Consider the following 15,853-nt stretch of genomic DNA (forward strand, 5'->3'; position numbering starts at 1 on the left):
GATGTGCGCACACCCATCGCCAAACGAGATGGAACTTCGCCAGCTTCGATACCTCGACGCGGTCGCCCGCGCGCGGTCCTTCACCGCCGCCGCGCTCGACCTCCACGTCGCCCAGTCCGCGCTCTCCCAGCAGGTCGCCAAGCTCGAGCGCGAGCTGGGCGTCGAGCTGCTGCGCCGCACGACCCGCCGCGTCGAGGTCACCGAGGCCGGCGAGCTGGTCCTGGCCCGCGGCCGCCGCGCGCTGGCCGAGGCCGACGCGATCGCGGCCGACCTCGACGCGCTGCACGGCCTCGTCCGCGGTCGCCTGCGCATCGGCGGCGTCCCGCCGATCGGCGGGCTGCACCCCGCGGCGCTGATCGCGGAGTTCGGCCGCGCGCATCCGGGCATCGACATCACGATCCGCGAGGAGGTCGCCGCGACGCTCCTCGACGAGCTGGCCGACGGCGCGCTGGACCTCGTGCTCGCGCTCGTCGACCCGGCCGACACCGCGCCGTCGCTGACCGGCCGCCACCTGCTGCACGAGGAGCTCGTGCTGATCTGCGCGCCCGACGACCCGCTGGCCGCGCGCAAGCGCGTCCCGCACGCGGCGCTCGCCGACCGCCCGCTGGTCGCCCACGTCGCGGGCTCGGCGCTGCGGCGCAACCTCGAGCGCGTCGCGCCGGATGGGCGCGTCATCGCCGAGGCCAACGAGCTGGAGACGCTGCGCGAGCTGGTCGCGCTCGGGCTCGGCGTCACGCTGATGCCCGCGTCGGTCGTCGGCGGGGTCCCCGCCGAGGTCCTGGCCGTCCGCCCGCTGCACCCGCGCGTGCGCGTCCCGGTCTCGATGCTGTGGCGCGACCACGAGGCGCCGACGCCCGCGGCGGCCGCGTTCCGCCACCATGTCCTTGCCGCGGTGACCGGTCGCCCTTGACAAGCCCCTCACCGGTGTGGTTAGGATCCCGGCGTCGCCAAAAACGTTTTCGGCGACAGACCGAGAGAGACCATGCCATCCGAGCGCACCACCATCCGCGAGCTGGCCCGCCTGAGCGGCGTGTCCATCGGCACCGTGTCGCGCGCGCTCAACGGCTACGCCGACGTGCGGCCCGAGACCCGCGAGCGGATCATCCGCCTCGCCGAGGAGCTGGACTACACGCCGTCGGCCTCGGCCCGCGCGCTGGTCACCCAGCGCTCGCACGTCGTCGGCGTGTTCCTCAACACGGGCGAGGGCCACCCCGACCTGCAGCACCCGTTCTTCCACGAGGTGCTCGCCGGCGTCCAGGAGACCGCGGGCGCGGCGGGCTACGACCTGCTGCTGTTCGCGACCGAGAACCCCGGCAACGGCTACGGCGCGCACTCCTACGTCAAGCGCTGCCGCCACCACAACGTCGACGGCGTCGTGCTGATGGGCGTCGAGCATCGCGACGAGGACGTCCGGCGCCTCTGCGCCTCGTCGATCCCGACGATCGGCGTCGACGTCGAGCTGACCGGCCGCGACACCGCGTTCGTCACCTCCGACAACGTCGCGGGCAGCCGCCAGGCCGTGGAGCACCTGGCGCGGCTCGGCCACACGCGGATCGCGACGATCCACGGCCCGGTCGAGACGGTCGCCGGCGCGCGGCGCCTGAAGGGCTACCGCGAGGGCCTGGCCGCGGCCGGCCTGGGCTTCCGCGACGAGTACGTCCTCGGCGGCGACTTCTACGTCGACTCCGGCCACGCCGCCGCCGCGCGGATGCTGGCGCTCGACGAGCCGCCGACGGCGATCGTCGCGGCCTCGGACTTCATGGCCGTCGGCGCGCTGCGCGCGGCGGCCGAGGCGGGCCTGAGCGTCCCCGGCGACCTCAGCGTCGTCGGCTTCGACGACATCATGCTCGCCGCCCATCTGCAGCCCGGGCTGACCACGCTCGCCCAGGACAAGCAGGGCCTCGGGGCGGCAGCGGCCCGGTGGCTGATGGCGCACATCGACGGCGACGCGGCCAACGCGCCTGCCGCCGTCACGCTGCCGATCGAGCTGGTCGTCCGCGGGACCACCGCGGCGCCTACGAGCCGGAGCTAGCGGAGGTGCTGCCACGACCGCCCTAGCCCCGCTTTGCCCGTCCGCAGGGTCGTAAACGTTTTCGTAAGAGTCACTTCGAGAGTCAAACTGTTGGGGAGCAGGAGGAGAGAGATGCGCAGGAGTCGCGTGACCGCTTTGCTGGCGGTCGCCCTGATGGCACTGACGTTCGTCCTCGCCGCGTGTGGCGGCGACGACGGCGACAGCAACGACAAGGCCCAGGCCAAGGACACCGCCTCGGGCACGCAGGCCAAGGACCTCAAGGGTCAGACGGTCCGCCTCTGGATCATGAACAACGGCCCCTCGCCGGTGGCCGACACGCAGCGGATCCTCAAGCCGTTCACGGCGCAGACCGGCATCAACGTCAAGGTCGAGCTCGTCGGCTGGGACGTCCAGCTGGACCGGATCCGCAACGCCGCGGTCAGCGGCGAGGGCCCGGACGTCACGCAGGCCGGCACGACGCAGGTCCCGTTCTTCGCCGCGCTCGGCGGCTTCGACGACCTCAGCGGCCGCGTCGACGACATCGGCGGCGCGTCCGCCTACGCGCCCGGCATCTGGAAGACCTCGCAGGTCGAGGGCCAGGACGGCGTGTGGGGCGTGCCGTGGTTCACCGAGGCCCGCACGATCTACTACCGCAAGGACGCGTTGAAGGCCGCGGGCGTCGACCCCAAGACCGCGTTCGCCTCGCAGGACGCGCTGAAGGCGACGCTGGAGAAGCTGAAGGCCGTCAAGGAGGTCGGCGGCAAGCCGATCTCGCCGTTCGGCGGCCCGGGCAAGAAGGCCTATGACCTGGTCCACAACCTGATGCCGTGGGTCTGGGACGCGGGCGGCACCGAGCTGAGCGACGACAACAAGACGTCGACGATCAACTCGCCGCAGGCCGTGCAGGGCGTCAAGTTCGCCACCGACCTCGTGGGCGAGGGCCTGTGGGACAAGTCGATGCTCGAGCGCGACGGCAACCAGGTCGAGGACCAGTTCAAGGGCGGCCGCCTGGCCGTCTTCATCGGCGGCCCGTGGGTCCTGCAGGCCTCCAAGCGCGCCGACGACGACACCTGGTCGGCCGCGGCCCGCAAGAACGTCGCGGTCGCGCCGATGCCCGGCGGCGAGGGCAACAAGGGCTACACGTTCATCGGCGGGTCCAACCTGATGATGTTCAAGTCCTCCCAGCACAAGGACGCGGCCTGGGAGCTGATCAAGTACCTGTCCCAGGACCAGGTCCAGACCGACTACGCCAACCTGATGGGGATGTTCCCCGCGCGGCTCAAGCCGCAGGAGGCGCTGGGCACCGCGGACGCCGACCACGAGGCGTTCTACGCGGCCATCAAGGACCAGGGTCGCTCCTACGCGCCGATCGCGCAGTGGGCCCAGGTCGAGAACGCCTACAAGAACCAGTTCGGGCAGATCCTCGACCAGGCGGCGAGCAAGGGCCAGCTGTCGGACGCCGACATCAAGTCCCAGCTCGACAAGGCCGCCAAGGAGGCCGACGGCCTCCTGTCCCAGGCGACGTCCTAGGTCGCAATCGCGCACCGGGTGCGAGACGGTCGGCGTCTCGCACCCGACGCTTCCCCACGCATGAGCACCGTCGTCAACCCCACCGAGGTCGGCTCCGCGCCCGAGGCCGAGCCCGCCCGACGCCGTCGCCGCCGCGGCGGACGCGGCCGCGGCCCGCGTGGCTCCGGCCACCGCCTGGCCTACTGGCTGATCGCGCCGGCCCTGGCCTTCATGGTCCTGGTCCACGTGATCCCGTCGCTGGCCGGGGTCGCGCTGTCCTTCAAGAACCTCAACACCTTCACGTTCCGCGAGCTGTTCGGCGCGCCGTGGAACGGGCTGCACAACTACAACGCGATCCTCTTCGACTCGGCCAACCCGCTGCACTCCGGGTTCGTCGACGCCGTCCGCAACACGGCGATCTACACGGTCGCGGTGAACGTCGGCACGCTGGCGGGCGGCCTGGGCATCGCGCTGCTGATGGCGCGCGAGTTCCCGGGGCGGCGCACCGTGCGCACGCTGATGCTCGCGCCCTACGTCGTGCCGAGCTTCGTCGTCGCGGTGCTGTGGGGCTTCATGTGGCAGTCGGACTCCGGGATCATCAACAAGATCCTGGTCGACTACACCGGGATCCTCCACGACCGGCCGACGTGGCTGCTGGGCCACAACTCGCTGCTGGCGATCATCATCCCGTCGATCTGGCGCGGGATCCCGCTGGCCATGCTGATCTTCCTGGCCGGGCTGGAGTCGATGCCCAAGGAGCTGCACGAGGCGGCCGCCATCGACGGCGCCGGCCCGTGGCGACGGTTCCGCTACATCACGCTGCCGCTGCTGCGGCCGCTGATCGCGATCCAGCTCCTGTTCGGCGTCATCTACTCCACCTACCAGTTCACGATCCCCTACGTGATGCTCGGGAGCAACCCGGGCAACGACGCGGACCTGATCATGACCTTGATCGTCCGGCAGTCGTTCTCCAACAACCTGTTCGGCTTCGGCGCCGCCGCGTCGGTGCTGCTCATGGTGGTGATGCTGATCTGGGTGGGCGTCTGGTTCCGGGCGTTCCGCCGCGACCTGCAGGGAGCTGAAGCCTGATGGCCTCGCGACGCACGCTGACCAACTGGTCGCTGAACGCGCTGACCTACGCGGTGCTGTTGATCATGCTCGCGCCGATCCTGTGGCTGGTGGCGTCCAGCCTGCAGACGCGCGGGCAGCTGGCCTCCGGCGACTACGACCTGCTGCACCCGACGGTCAAGGCGTTCTCGCAGATGTGGAAGTCGGTGGACTTCGGCAAGTACCTCAGGAACTCGCTGATCATCTGCACCGCGTCGGCCGGGCTGGCCACGGCGTTCGCCTCCAGCGCCGGCTACGCGCTGGCGCGCCTGCGGTTCCGCGGCGAGAGGGCGTTCGGCGGCGCGGTCGTCGGCACGCAGATCGTGCCCGGCTCGATGTTCCTGCTGCCGGTGTTCCTGGGGTTCATCTGGCTCAAGCAGAACACGCCGATCCACCTGCTCGACACGCAGCTCGGGATGATCCTCGTCTACACCGCGTTCTTCACGCCGGTGGCGATCTGGTTCATGAGGTACTTCTTCATGGCGATCCCGCCGGAGCTGGAGGAGGCCGCGATGGTCGACGGCTGCACGCGCTTCGGCGCGTTCTGGCGGATCGTCCTGCCGAGCGCGGCGCCCGGCCTGGTCGCGACGTTCGTGTACGCCTTCCTGCTCGCGTGGGACGAGCTGCTGTTCGCCACGGCGCTGACGCAGGACCGGGCCGAGACGATCCCCGTCGGGATCCACAACTTCATTGGCAACTACACCGAGGAGTACGCACAGCTCATGGCCGCCGGCGTCGTATCGACGATCCCCGTCATGCTCGCCTTCTTCGCCACCCAGCGGTGGCTCGTGCAGGGCCTGACGGCCGGGGCGGTGAAGGGATGACCGCAGTCGACGCGCGCGCCGGGACGACCGCGGAGGCCGGCGCCGAGCCGTTCGCGCCGCCGCCCGGGTTCCGCTTCGGCGTCGCGACGGCGGCCTACCAGATCGAGGGCTCCACGCTGGCCGACGGCCGCGGCGAGTCGATCTGGGATCGCTTCGCGCACACCCCGGGCAAGGTGGCCGACGGCGACACCGGCGACGTCGCCTGCGACCACTACCGCCGCTGGCGCTCCGACGTCGAGTTGATGGACTCGCTGCACGTCGAGTCCTACCGGTTCTCGATCGCCTGGCCGCGGATCCAGCCCACCGGCGTCGGGACGGTCAACCGGCGCGGCCTGGACTTCTACAAGCGCCTGGCCGAGTCCCTGCGCGAGCGCGGGATCGAGCCGGTCGCCACGCTCTACCACTGGGACCTGCCGCAGGCGCTGCAGAACGGCGGCGGCTGGGACCGGCGCGACACCGTCGAGCGCTTCGCGGAGTACGCGCGCGTCGTCGGCGACGAGCTGGGCGACGTGGTGGCGAGCTGGATCACCCAGAACGAGCCGTGGTGCACGGCGTTCCTGGGCAACGCGATCGGCCGCAAGGCGCCGGGCCTCACCGACTGGGCCACCGCGCTGCGCGTCAGCCACCACCTGCTGCTCTCCCACGGCCGCGCGACCGAGGCGCTGCGCTCGGTCCTGCCCGGCGGCGGCGAGGTCGGCATCGCGCTCAACCTCTTCCCGGTGCTGCCCGCCGTCGACGACGAGGCGCACCGCGAGGCGGCGCGCGTCCGCGACGGCTACGTCAACCGCTGGTTCCTGGACCCGGTCTTCAAGGGCGCCTACCCGGAGGACATGGTCGAGCGCTACGAGCGCGAGGTCGGCCCCTTGAACGCCGTGCGCGACGGCGACCTGGAGGCGATCGCCGCGCCGTGCGACTTCTTCGGGGTCAACTACTACAACCCGATGCGCGTCGAGCCGTCGCCCGACGGCCCGCTGCACGTGCGCGACGCCGAGTCGGTCGGGCCGGTCACCGGCATGGGCTGGGAGATCGACCCGGACGGGCTCAAGCAGATCCTCGCGCGCGTGCGCGAGGAGTACACGTCGCTGCCGATCATGATCACCGAGAACGGCTCGGCCTTCGAGGACGCCGAGCCCGCCGACGGCGTGGTCGAGGACCCGCAGCGGCGCGCCTACCTGGCCGGCCACCTGGCCGCGATCGGCGAGGCGCTGGCCGACGGCGCCGACGTCACGCGCTACTTCGTCTGGTCGCTGCTGGACAACTTCGAGTGGGAGGACGGCTACGCGCAGCGCTTCGGGATCGTCCACGTCGACTTCGAGACCCAGGCGCGCACGCCGAAGGCCAGCGCGCTGTTCTACAAGGACTACATCGACCGCGCGCGGAAGGGGTCGTAGACGACCATGGCGAGCATCGGCTTCAACGGGGTCACCAAGGCCTTCGACGACGGAACGGTCGCCGTGCGCGACCTCGACCTGGAGATCCGCGACGGCGAGTTCATGGTGCTGGTCGGTCCGTCGGGCTCGGGCAAGTCCACCGCCTTGCGGATGCTCGCCGGGCTGGAGGTCAACACCGACGGCCACATCACGATCGGCGATCGCGTGGTCGACGACCTCGACCCCAAGGACCGCGACCTGGCGATGGTCTTCCAGTCCTACGCGTTGTACCCGCACATGACGGTGGCCGAGAACATGGGCTTCGCGCTGAAGATGCAGAAGGCGCCGCGCGAGGAGATCGCCCGGCGCGTCCAGGCGGCGGCCGAGAAGCTCGGGATCGAGGCGCTGCTGGAGCGCCGCCCGCGGCAGCTCTCCGGCGGCCAGCGCCAGCGCGTCGCGCTCGGACGGGCGATCGTCCGCGACCCGGCGGCGTTCCTGATGGACGAGCCGTTGAGCAACCTCGACGCCAAGCTGCGCGTCGAGATGCGCGCCTACCTCGCGGGCCTGCACCACGAGCTGGGCACGACGACCGTCTACGTCACGCACGACCAGACCGAGGCGATGACGATGGGCGATCGCGTGGCGGTGATGCGCGACGGGCGCCTGGCGCAGTGCGGCGCGCCGCAGACCCTCTACGACGAGCCCGCCGACCTGTTCGTGGCCGGCTTCATGGGCTCGCCCGCGATGAACCTCCTCGAGGCGCGGCCGGCGCCGGCCGGCGACGGCTCCTTCGACGTCGTCGTCGGCCGGCAGCGCCTTCGCGTGCCCGACGCGCTGCTCGCGGCCCGGCCGGGGCTGCGCGCCTACGCCGACCGCCCGGTCGTGCTCGGGCTGCGGCCGGAGGCGATGGCGCTCGGCGGCACGGCGGGCGACGGCGCCACGCTGGACGTCACGGTCGCGCTGGTCGAGGCGCTGGGCTCCGACGTGCTCGTGCACGCCGACGTCGACGCGCACATGGTCCTGACCGCCGACCAGGAGGAGCTGGCCGCCGACGTCCCGCTGACCGCCACCGCGCGGATGACGCTGCGCCTGCCGCCCGGCACGCGCGTGCGGCCCGGCGAGCGCCTGAGCGCGGTCGTCCAGACCGAGCGGCTGCACCTCTTCGACCCCGAGACGGAGCGGGCGATTCGCTGAGCGATGAGCAGGATCGCGATCGCGCGGGTACACCGGCGGCCATGGTCGCGATCCTCATCATCATCGCCGTCCTGCTCGTGGTCGCCGCCGCGGCCGGCGTCTCCTCCCGGCGCAAGGCCGCCGAGCGGGCCCGCGTCGACCGCGAGCGCCAGATCATCGCCGGCGAGCTGGAGGGCCACCGGCAGGAGCAGGACGCGATCGTCGACCGCGCCGGCTCCGCGGCCTCCGAGGCCCGCGAGCACCGCGCGGCCGCCGAGGAGCACGCCGAGCAGGCACGACTCCACGAGCGCGAGGCCGCCCAGCACGAGCAGGCCGCCGACGCCGCCGAGGCCCGCTTCACGCGCGCCCAGGACGCCGCCGCCCGCCACGGCGAGCGCGCCGAGGACGCCCGGCAGCGCCTCGACGAGCTGGGCGGGCGTCGCTAGCGCCGCGCGCGTTGCACAACCCCGCCCGCACGGACATCTGGGCTGCACGGCGTTTCTTCCTCCGCAAGACTGGGTAGCGGCGCAAGGCCGTGCGTCTGGGCCCCGCCCGACCGCCCGGCGACCACCCACCCAAGGAGGATCGATGGCCGGGACCCTGGCTGCCGACGAGGGACGTTCGCGCAAGCGTGGAGACGACGAGCAGGGCGAGCTCGACCCGACGGCGCTGCGGCGCCTGCTCGAAGCGCTCAGCGCGGCGGCCGACGGCGACTTCTCCAAGCGGCTCCCCGCCAAGCGCAAGGGGCTGCTGGGCGAGCTGGAGGTCACGTTCAACCGCCTGGCCGAGCACAGCGAGGGCCAGACCGCGGAGTTCGGCCGGATCGCCCGCACGATCGGCCGCGAGGGTCGGATGACCGAGCGCGCGCGGGCGCCGCAGGACGCCAAGGGCGACTACCTGGCCCGCGTCCAGATCATCAACGGCCTGATCGACGACCTCGTGCGCCCGACCACGGAGGTCGCGCGCGTGATCGTCGCGGTGGCCGAGGGCGACCTGAGCCAGAAGATGGCGATGGAGATCGACGGCCAGCCGGTCAAGGGCGAGTTCGCCCGCATCGGCACGACGGTCAACGCGATGGTCGACCAGCTGTCGTCGTTCGCCGACGAGGTCACGCGCGTCGCGCGCGAGGTGGGCACCGACGGCAAGCTCGGCGGCCAGGCCGCGGTCCCCGGCGTGTCGGGCACGTGGGCCGACCTGACCGAGTCGGTGAACTCGATGGCCGACAACCTGACCGGCCAGGTCCGCAACATCGCCCAGGTCACGACGGCGGTCGCCAACGGCGACCTGACCCAGAAGATCACCGTGGACGCGCGCGGCGAGATCCTGGAGCTGAAGGACACCATCAACACGATGGTCGACCAGCTCGGCGGCTTCGCCGACGAGGTCACGCGCGTGGCGCGCGAGGTCGGCACGGACGGCAAGCTCGGCGGCCAGGCCGAGGTGCGCGGCGTCTCCGGGACGTGGCGCGACCTGACCGAGAACGTCAACTTCATGGCGCGCAACCTGACCGACCAGGTGCGCGGCATCGCCCAGGTCGCGGGCGCGGTCGCCAAGGGCGACCTGACGCAGAAGATCACGGTCGACGCCAAGGGCGAGGTCGCGGCGCTCGCCGACACGATCAACGCGATGACCGACACGCTGTCGGTCTTCGCCGAGCAGGTCACGCGCGTGGCGCGCGAGGTCGGCACCGAGGGCAAGCTCGGCGGCCAGGCCGAGGTGCCGGGCGTGTCGGGCACGTGGAAGGACCTGACCGAGTCGGTGAACTCGATGGCGGAGAACCTGACGGGTCAGGTACGCAACATCGCGCTCGTGACGACGGCGGTGGCCCAGGGCGACCTGTCGCAGAAGATCGAGGTCGACGCGCGCGGCGAGATCCTGTTGTTGAAGGACACCATCAACACGATGGTCGACCAGCTGCGCTCGTTCGCCGACGAGGTCACGCGCGTGGCGCGCGAGGTCGGCACGGAGGGCCGCCTGGGCGGCCAGGCGGTCGTGCCGGGCGTCGCGGGCACGTGGAAGGACCTCACGGACTCCGTCAACGTCATGGCGCGCAACCTGACCGACCAGGTCCGCGACATCGCGCGCGTGACGACGGCGGTGGCCAAGGGCGACCTGACCCAAGAGGTCACCGTGGACGTCAAGGGCGAGGTCCTCGAGCTGAAGCGGACCGTGAACACGATGGTCGACCAGCTGTCGTCGTTCGCCGACGAGGTCACGCGCGTCGCGCGCGAGGTCGGCACGGAGGGCAAGCTCGGCGGCCAGGCCGAGGTCAAGGGCGTCTCGGGCACGTGGCGCGACCTGACCGAGAACGTCAACTTCATGGCCGACAACTTGACCCACCAGGTGCGCAACATCGCCCAGGTGACGACGGCGGTGGCCCAGGGCGACCTGTCCAAGAAGATCACCGTGGACGCGCGCGGCGAGATCCTGGAGCTGAAGGACACCATCAACACGATGGTCGACCAGCTGCGGTCGTTCGCGGCCGAGGTGACGCGCGTGGCCAAGGAGGTCGGCACCGACGGCCGCCTCGGCGGCCAGGCCGAGGTCGAGGACGTCAGCGGCACGTGGCGCTCGCTGACCGAGTCGGTGAACTCGATGGCCGCCAACCTCACCGAGCAGGTGCGCGGGATCGCGACGGTGACGACGGCGGTGGCCAACGGCGACCTGTCCAAGAAGATCACGGTCGAGGCCAAGGGCGAGGTCGCCGCGCTGGCCGAGACGGTCAACGCGATGGTCGACCAGCTGCGGTCGTTCGCGGCGGAGGTCACGCGCGTGGCGCGCGAGGTCGGCACGGAGGGCAAGCTCGGCGGCCAGGCGCAGGTCGAGGGCGTGTCGGGCACGTGGCGGTCGCTGACCGAGTCGGTGAACTCGATGGCCGACAACCTGACCGGCCAGGTGCGCAACATCGCCCAGGTCACGACGGCGGTGGCCAACGGCGACCTGTCGCAGAAGATCACCGTCGACGCGCGCGGCGAGATCCTGGAGCTGAAGGACACGATCAACACGATGGTGTCGCAGCTGTCGTCCTTCGCCGACGAGGTGACCCGTGTCGCGCGCGAGGTGGGTACCGAGGGATCCCTCGGCGGTCAGGCCGAGGTCGAGGGCGTCCGGGGCCGCTGGCGCGACCTGACCGAGAACGTCAACCAGCTCGCGTCGACGCTGACGACGCAGCTGCGCGCGATCGCCGAGGTGTCCACGGCGGTGACGCAGGGTGACCTGACGCGGTCGATCACGGTCGAGGCCCAGGGCGAGGTCGCCGAGCTGAAGGACAACATCAACCAGATGATCGCCAACCTGCGCGAGACGACGCAGATCAACGTCGAGCAGGACTGGCTGAAGACGAACCTCGCGCGGATGGGCGGCATGCTCCAGGGCCAGGGCGACCTGGGCCAGGTCACGCGCCTGATCATGAGCGAGCTGACGCCGCTGGTCACCTCGCAGCACGGCGCGTTCTACCTGGTGGAGAACGGCGCGCCCGGCGACGAGCGCCGCGAGCTGCGGCTGGTCGCCTCCTACGGCGGCGACGGCGGCTCGATCCGCGACCAGCTCGCGCTCGGCCAGGGCCTCGTCGGGCAGGTGGCGGTCGAGGCCAAGCCGATCGTCGTCGAGGACGTACCCAAGGACTACATCAAGGTCTCCTCCGGCCTCGGCGACGCGCCGCCGCGCAACATCATCGTGTTGCCGGTCGTCTTCGAGGAGCAGGTGCTGGGCGTCATCGAGCTGGCGTCGCTGCAGTCGATCAGCGAGATCAACCGGGCGTTCCTGGAGCAGATCACCGAGACGATCGGCGTCGTCATCAACACGATCCGCGCGAACATGCGCACCGAGCAGCTGTTGGCCCAGTCGCAGTCGCTGGCCCGCGAGCTGCAGGCCAAGAACGCCGAGATCGAGTCGGCGCGCGCGGGCCTGGAGGAGAAGGCCACGCAGCTCGCGCTGTCCTCCAAGTACAAGTCCGAGTTCCTGGCCAACATGAGCCACGAGCTGCGCACGCCGCTGAACTCGCTGCTGATCCTGTCGCGGCTGCTGGCCGACAACGGCGACGGCAACCTCACCGAGCAGCAGGTCGAGTTCGCCGCGACGATCCACTCCGCGGGCAACGACCTGCTCGCGCTCATCAACGACATCCTGGACCTCTCCAAGGTCGAGGCGGGCAAGATGGAGCTGGACCTCGGCCCGGTCGCGCTGGCCGACGTCTGCGAGGACGTCGAGCGCTCGTTCCGCCCGATGGCCGAGGAGAAGTCGCTGGACTTCACGATCGACGTGGACGACGCGCTGCCGGCCTCGATCGTCACCGACGAGCAGCGCCTGCAGCAGGTGCTGCGCAACCTGTTGTCCAACGCGTTCAAGTTCACGCACAACGGCACCGTGGCGCTGAAGGTGGCGCGCGACGCCGACGAGCGGATCTCGTTCTCGGTGGCCGACACCGGCGTCGGCATCGCGGCCGACAAGCTGGCGTCGATCTTCGAGGCCTTCCAGCAGGCCGACGGCACGACGTCGCGCAAGTACGGCGGCACGGGCCTGGGCCTGTCGATCAGCCGCGAGATCTCGCGCCTGCTGGGCGGCGAGATCCGCGTGACGTCGCAGGTCGGCGAGGGCTCGTGCTTCACGCTCGTCCTGCCGCTGTCCCGGCGCACCGGCGAGGCGGCGCAGATCGAGGCGCCCGCCGAGCCGCCGCTGGCCGCGCCCGCCGAGGCGACGGCCGAGTCCGCGGCGCTGCTGCCCTACGACGGCGTCGAGGACGACCGCGGCTCGATCGTCGCCGGCGACCGCGTGCTGCTGGTCATCGCCCACGACGCCGACCACGCGGCCGGCGCGCTGGCCGTCGCGCGCGAGCACGGCTTCAAGGGCCTGGTCGCCCGGCGCACGCCGCTCGGGTTGGCGCTGGCGCGCGAGTACCGGCCCGACGTCGTCCTGCTGTTCGCCGGCGACGGGCGCGGCGAGCGCCTGCTGGCCCAGCTGAAGTCGCATCCGGAGACGCGCCACCGGCCGGTGGTCGTCGCGGGCCCGGCGGGCGGGCGGCTGGCCGCGCTGCGCGCGGGCGCCGCGGCCTACGTGGACGAGGCGACGACCGAGAAGCTCGGGCCCACGCACCCGGGCGGCGCCGCGCTGGCGGCGCTCAACGCGCTGGAGCGCCTGAGCGCGCGCAGCGTCAAGCGGCTGGCGATCGTCCAGGACGGCGACGGCCTGGACGACGAGACGCTGGAGCTGCTCGGCGCGGGGGACGACGTCGACGTGCTGATCGTCGGGCCCGACGACGCCGCGGCGCGCCTGCGCTCCGACGGCGCCGACTGCGCGGTCGTGGTCGTCCGCGGCGGGGCGAAGTGGCCGCTGGACGTGCTGCTGGCGCTGGAGGCCGACCCGGCGATGCGCGAGCTGCCGATCGTCCTGCACGTCCCCGAGCCGCCGGCGCCCGAGGAGCGCGTCGCGCTGGAGGCCGCGTCGTCGCGGCTGGTCGTCGGCACCGCCGCCTCGCCGGATCGCCTGATCGACGAGACCGCGCTGTTCCTGCACCGGCTGGAGACCCAGCTGCCGCAGCCGACGCGCAAGCTGCTGGCCAAGCTGCGGACGGCCGACCAGGTCTTCCACGGCAAGCGCGTGCTGATCGTCGACGACGACATCCGCAACGTGTTCGCGCTCGCGTCGGCCCTGGAGACGCGCGGGATGAAGGTGGCGTTCGCCGAGAACGGGCGCGAGGGGATCGAGCGGCTGCGCGAGCAGCCCGATACCGACCTCGTGCTCCTGGACGTCATGATGCCCGAGATGGACGGATACGAGACGGCCCGAGCGATCCGCGCGATGCCGCGGTTCGACGCGCTGCCGATCATCCAGCTCACCGCCAAGGCGATGAAGGGCGACCGCGACAAGTCGATCAGCGCGGGCGCGTCGGACTACGTCACCAAGCCGGTCGACGTCGAGCAGTTGTTGTCGCTGATGCGGGTCTGGCTGCATCGCTGATGGTCGAGGTCGATCCCGCACGCGTGCTGCTCGTCGACGACCGGCGTGAGAACCGGATCGCGCTCCAGGCCGTCCTGGAGCCGCTGCGCGTCGAGGTCGTGGAGGCCGACAGCGGCGAGCAGGCGCTGCGCGAGGTCCTGACCCAGGACTTCGCGGTGATCCTGCTCGACGTCCAGATGCCCGGCATGGACGGCATCGAGACGGCCGAGCTGATCAAGGCCCGCGACCGGTCGCGCGACGTGCCGATCATCTTCCTGACGGCGGCCGAGAGCGACCTGGCCGAGGTCTTCGCCGGCTACGAGGCGGGCGCGGTCGACTACCTGCTCAAGCCCTTCGACCCGCTGGTGCTGCGGTCCAAGGTGAAGGTCTTCGCCGACCTCGACCGCCACCGCCGCCAGCTGCGGCGCTCCGACGAGCTGGTGCGCAACGCGTTCGCGGCGGCGACGTCGGGGATGGCGCTGTGCGACCTCGACGGCCTGGCGCTCCAGGTCAACCCGGCGCTGGAGCGGCTGACCGGGCGGGGCGAGGCGGCGCTGGCGCGGACGCTCGTCCACGACGTCCTGCACGAGCGCGATCGCCCGCAGCTGGCCGAGCGCCTGCTGGCGGCGGCCACGCACGGCGACGGCGGCGAGCCGTGGACCGCGCACGTGATGGGCGACGACGGCACGCCGTTCCCGGTGACCGTCACGGTGGTGTCGGTGCGCGACGTGCACGGCACGCCGCAGCAGCTGCTGGTGCAGGTGGCCGACGAGCGCGACCGCCAGATCGCCGCGACGCTCCAGCGCGCGCTGCTGCCCGACCGGCTGCCGTCGATCGTCGGCGTCTCGCTGGCGGCGCACATCGCGCCGGGCGGCGGCGGCACCCGCGTGGGCGGCGACTGGTACGACGCGATCGCGCTGCCCGGCGGGCGCCTGGGCGTTGTTGTAGGAGATGTCGCGGGCCATGGGGTGGACGCCGCGGCGCGGATGGGCGAGCTGCGATCGGTCGCGCGCGCCTACGCGCTGGAGGGCCACGCGCCGGTGGCGCTGGTCGAGCGCATGAACGGCTACCACGTCGGCCTGGGCGCCGACCTCATGACCACCATGTTGTTCGCGATCCTGGAGATCGACTCCGGGACGCTGCGCTTCGTCAACGCGGGCCATCCGCCGCCGCTGATCGTGCGTCCGGACGGCGCGACCGAGATCGTCCACGGCGCCGGGCCGCCGCTGGGCGTGATGGACACGTGGCGCTACGAGGAGCGCGTCGCGTCGCTGCGGCCGGGGACGACCGCGCTGGTGTACACCGACGGGCTGGTCGAGCGGCGCGGCGAGCGCCTGGACGCGGGCCTGGAGCGGCTGCGCGAGGCGGTGGCGCGGGGCGGCAGCCCGGAGGCGATGGTCGCCGCGGCGCTGGCGGCCACCGAGGCCGACCGCGCCGACGACGACGTGACGCTCGTCGCGGTGCGCGGCGAGGCGCGGCTGGGTCCGGTCGCGCGGCTGAAGCTCTCGCCGGACGCCGACGCGCTGACGTCGCTGCGCCGGCTGACCGCGCGCTGGCTGCGGGAGACCGGCGCCGAGCCCGACGAGGTGCACGACCTGGTGATGGCCGCCAACGAGGCGTGGCAGAACGCGCTGGAGCACGGCACGAACTTCGCCCGCACGACCGTCGACGTCGACCTCGAGGTCGATCCCCACGGCGAGGTCTCGATCACCGTCCGCGACGCCGGCTCGCGCGACCGCTCGCCCTCGGACCCCGACCGCGGCCGCGGCATCGAGCTGATGCGCGCGCTGGCCGACGAGGTCACGCTGGAGCTGGCGCCGCACGGCTCGACCGTCCGGCTGCGCCGCGCGCTGCGGTCGCCGGCGCTCGACGGCGCGGCGCGCCCCGCGTCCGACCGGGCGGCGACGGGCTAGGGGGCCGGTGGC

Annotated in this window: 10 protein-coding genes; all 10 read left to right on the top strand. The window is 72.1% G+C overall.

Going from position 1 to position 15,853, the window contains the following annotated elements:
• Window positions 1-28: 28 nt before the first annotated feature.
• The 10 genes from VFG42_RS26350 (at window position 29) to VFG42_RS26395 (ending at window position 15,841) form a co-directional block, all read left to right on the top strand.
• The gene (locus VFG42_RS26350; RefSeq protein WP_324911835.1) at window positions 29-910 is read left to right on the top strand and encodes a LysR family transcriptional regulator; all 882 of its coding nucleotides are present in this window, start codon (window positions 29-31) and stop codon (window positions 908-910) included.
• A 72-nt stretch (window positions 911-982) separates the two neighbouring features.
• Complete coding sequence (locus tag VFG42_RS26355) at window positions 983-2,032, top strand: LacI family DNA-binding transcriptional regulator (protein WP_324911836.1); 1,050 nt, start codon at window positions 983-985, stop codon at window positions 2,030-2,032.
• A gap of 111 nt (window positions 2,033-2,143) precedes the next feature.
• The gene (locus tag VFG42_RS26360) at window positions 2,144-3,541 is read left to right on the top strand and encodes an extracellular solute-binding protein (RefSeq protein WP_324911837.1); all 1,398 of its coding nucleotides are present in this window, start codon (window positions 2,144-2,146) and stop codon (window positions 3,539-3,541) included.
• Window positions 3,542-3,601: 60 nt separating this feature from the next.
• Window positions 3,602-4,609 (top strand): sugar ABC transporter permease, encoded by a 1,008-nt coding sequence (locus VFG42_RS26365; RefSeq protein ID WP_324911838.1) that lies wholly within the window; start codon window positions 3,602-3,604, stop codon window positions 4,607-4,609.
• Entirely contained in the window at window positions 4,609-5,451 is an 843-nt protein-coding gene (locus VFG42_RS26370; RefSeq protein WP_324911839.1) for a carbohydrate ABC transporter permease, read from the top strand. Before VFG42_RS26365 ends, VFG42_RS26370 begins: the two co-directional genes overlap by 1 nt.
• Window positions 5,448-6,842, top strand: a complete 1,395-nt coding sequence (locus tag VFG42_RS26375; RefSeq protein ID WP_324911840.1) for a GH1 family beta-glucosidase — start codon at window positions 5,448-5,450, stop codon at window positions 6,840-6,842. Before VFG42_RS26370 ends, VFG42_RS26375 begins: the two co-directional genes overlap by 4 nt.
• 6 nt (window positions 6,843-6,848) lie before the next feature.
• The gene (locus VFG42_RS26380) at window positions 6,849-8,015 is read left to right on the top strand and encodes a sn-glycerol-3-phosphate ABC transporter ATP-binding protein UgpC (protein WP_324911841.1); all 1,167 of its coding nucleotides are present in this window, start codon (window positions 6,849-6,851) and stop codon (window positions 8,013-8,015) included.
• A 41-nt stretch (window positions 8,016-8,056) separates the two neighbouring features.
• The gene (locus tag VFG42_RS26385; RefSeq protein ID WP_324911842.1) at window positions 8,057-8,440 is read left to right on the top strand and encodes a hypothetical protein; all 384 of its coding nucleotides are present in this window, start codon (window positions 8,057-8,059) and stop codon (window positions 8,438-8,440) included.
• 142 nt (window positions 8,441-8,582) lie between these two features.
• On the top strand, window positions 8,583-13,949 hold the full coding sequence (locus VFG42_RS26390) for a HAMP domain-containing protein (RefSeq protein ID WP_324911843.1): 5,367 nt from the start codon (window positions 8,583-8,585) through the stop codon (window positions 13,947-13,949).
• Entirely contained in the window at window positions 13,949-15,841 is a 1,893-nt protein-coding gene (locus VFG42_RS26395; protein WP_324911844.1) for a SpoIIE family protein phosphatase, read from the top strand. Before VFG42_RS26390 ends, VFG42_RS26395 begins: the two co-directional genes overlap by 1 nt.
• Window positions 15,842-15,853: the final 12 nt, after the last annotated feature.

It is taken from the genome of Baekduia sp. (assembly GCF_035685985.1).
Classification (GTDB): Bacteria; Actinomycetota; Thermoleophilia; order Solirubrobacterales; family Solirubrobacteraceae; genus Baekduia.

What these genes read in the sequence shown, in the direction of transcription:
- VFG42_RS26350 (WP_324911835.1), top strand. Translation starts at nt 29, where the DNA reads ATGGAACTTCGCCAGCTTCGATACCTCGACGCGGTCGCCCGCGCGCGG.
- VFG42_RS26355 (WP_324911836.1), top strand. Translation starts at nt 983, where the DNA reads ATGCCATCCGAGCGCACCACCATCCGCGAGCTGGCCCGCCTGAGCGGC.
- VFG42_RS26360 (WP_324911837.1), top strand. Translation starts at nt 2,144, where the DNA reads ATGCGCAGGAGTCGCGTGACCGCTTTGCTGGCGGTCGCCCTGATGGCA.
- VFG42_RS26365 (WP_324911838.1), top strand. Translation starts at nt 3,602, where the DNA reads ATGAGCACCGTCGTCAACCCCACCGAGGTCGGCTCCGCGCCCGAGGCC.
- VFG42_RS26370 (WP_324911839.1), top strand. Translation starts at nt 4,609, where the DNA reads ATGGCCTCGCGACGCACGCTGACCAACTGGTCGCTGAACGCGCTGACC.
- VFG42_RS26375 (WP_324911840.1), top strand. Translation starts at nt 5,448, where the DNA reads ATGACCGCAGTCGACGCGCGCGCCGGGACGACCGCGGAGGCCGGCGCC.
- VFG42_RS26380 (WP_324911841.1), top strand. Translation starts at nt 6,849, where the DNA reads ATGGCGAGCATCGGCTTCAACGGGGTCACCAAGGCCTTCGACGACGGA.
- VFG42_RS26385 (WP_324911842.1), top strand. Translation starts at nt 8,057, where the DNA reads ATGGTCGCGATCCTCATCATCATCGCCGTCCTGCTCGTGGTCGCCGCC.
- VFG42_RS26390 (WP_324911843.1), top strand. Translation starts at nt 8,583, where the DNA reads ATGGCCGGGACCCTGGCTGCCGACGAGGGACGTTCGCGCAAGCGTGGA.
- VFG42_RS26395 (WP_324911844.1), top strand. Translation starts at nt 13,949, where the DNA reads ATGGTCGAGGTCGATCCCGCACGCGTGCTGCTCGTCGACGACCGGCGT.